Below are 1,500 nucleotides of genomic sequence, written 5' to 3'. Positions count from 1 at the left end.
TTCTCGGCGCCGCCCCGCAGCCGGGCGAACAAATCCGCTTCTCGCTGATCCTCAACGAGAACGACACCGGCGCCCGCGAAGGCTACCTCCGCTGGTCCGACGGCATCGGCCGGAAAAAGAACGCCCAAGACTACGGCGTGGTCGTTCTCGAATAGACCCCACCTCTCGCCCGGAAGTCCGACTTGGCGTCTTCATCCCCCAACACCCACCACCACCCGCTGGTCGGTTTGATACTTTGCGGCCAGTCATCTTGACCCGACAGCGTGCAGGGTGGTATACTTGGAAAGTCACAAGGAGCATAGCTATGCGGAGTCTCGCATTTATCATCACCGAGGAAGAGGGTTTCTTCGTGGCGCGGTGTCCCCAGCTCGACGTGACGTCCCAGGGGCGGACGTTGCAGGAGGCCCAGAAGAACATGAAGGAAGCCATCGAGTGCTACATCGAGGCCTTCGGGCTGGAGGACATCCCGGAGACCACGATCAAGCCGGTCGTCGCCACGGTGGAGATCGGGTGAGGATGGGTCAGCGTCTTCCGGTCATCAGCGGCGGGCGTCTGGTCAGGATTCTTCAGGACGTGGGATTTGCGACGCTGCGACAGAGGGGAAGCCACGTCGCGATGCAGAAGATCACGGCGGAAAAGGCATATCGAACGGTGGTCCCGCTGCACGACGAACTGGGTCGGGGAACGCTTCGCGACATTCTGAGGCAGAGCGGCCTTTCGAAAGAAGAACTCGTGGAACGAATGAAGACACGGTAATCCCGCCCTGTCTTAGCGCCCCGAAGCGGCACTACGGCCCGATCAGCACGCGGAGCGTCTGCGGCGCGAGTTTGGCGGTCAGAGTGAACGGTTTGCCGCGGGCGGCGAATTCGGATGGGTCGATAGTGACGCCTTTGGTTCGCGGTTGGTCGGTGTCGTTCAGGAGCACCGCGGTAAAGGCGCCGTCGCGTTCGGCCACCAGCGTGGTGTCGTCGGCTGCGACTTTGCCGATCAGTTTGCCGGACCAGTCGTAGATGCGTCCCTCGTCCAGCGACTGCGGCGTGACGTCGCGGGCCCGGCGGTTCAGGTCCGCCACCACCGCCAGCACCTCCGCCAGCATCCGATACTGCTTCGGCGTCGGCTTGACCATATCGCCGTGGAAGACGTCCACGTTGAAGAAGATCGGTCGGGCCGCGGCGGAGCGCAGGCAATACTTGTAGAGATTGGCGAAGTAGATGTGCTCGTCGTAGAGCGCCGGCACGCCCGGGCAGATCACCGAGGCCAGCTTCACGCGGTCGTTGTAGGCCGTGTAGTCCGGATGGCACCAGTCCCAGGCCCGCAGCGAGTCGGTGTAATCCGCGAAGAACGGGTTGCCGTTCTCGCCGTCGACGCGGCAGTCCGGCTTGAACTCCTTGGCCCACCGGTAGATCGACGCGTGAGCGTTGAGGATGAACCGATGGCCCAGTCCCCACGAAGGGTCGTGGAAGGTCTTCGTGCGCTTGGCGTTCGGAGCTGAGCCGTAGA

At 63.0% G+C, this 1,500-nt stretch carries 4 protein-coding genes; 3 read left to right on the top strand and 1 reads right to left on the bottom strand.

The genetic code is table 11. From position 1 onward, the window contains the following. From GXY33_11230 to GXY33_11220, 3 genes are all read left to right on the top strand, one after another. On the top strand, nt 1-155 hold a 155-nt coding region (locus tag GXY33_11230), incomplete at its 5' end, for a hypothetical protein (GenBank protein NLX05704.1). 149 nt (nt 156-304) lie between these two features. Beyond that, nucleotides 305-514: a type II toxin-antitoxin system HicB family antitoxin gene (locus GXY33_11225; GenBank protein NLX05703.1), complete on the top strand. Its 210-nt coding sequence runs from the start codon at nt 305-307 to the stop codon at nt 512-514. Between the two features lie 2 nt (nt 515-516). Next, the gene (locus GXY33_11220; GenBank protein ID NLX05702.1) at nt 517-756 is read left to right on the top strand and encodes an addiction module toxin, HicA family; all 240 of its coding nucleotides are present in this window, start codon (nt 517-519) and stop codon (nt 754-756) included. A 31-nt stretch (nt 757-787) separates the two neighbouring features. Here the strand turns inward: GXY33_11220 and GXY33_11215 are convergent. Beyond that, on the bottom strand, nt 788-1,500 hold a 713-nt coding region (locus GXY33_11215; GenBank protein ID NLX05701.1), incomplete at its 5' end, for a hypothetical protein.

It is taken from the genome of Phycisphaerae bacterium (assembly GCA_012729815.1).
Taxonomy (GTDB): domain Bacteria; phylum Planctomycetota; class Phycisphaerae; order JAAYCJ01; family JAAYCJ01; genus JAAYCJ01.
The sequence above is the reverse complement of the archived record's forward strand: the minus strand, read 5'-3'. Positions and strand labels throughout refer to the sequence as shown.

Coding starts and splice junctions, on each gene's coding strand:
- GXY33_11225 (NLX05703.1), top strand. CDS start 305: ATGCGGAGTCTCGCATTTATCATCACCGAGGAAGAGGGTTTCTTCGTG.
- GXY33_11220 (NLX05702.1), top strand. CDS start 517: ATGGGTCAGCGTCTTCCGGTCATCAGCGGCGGGCGTCTGGTCAGGATT.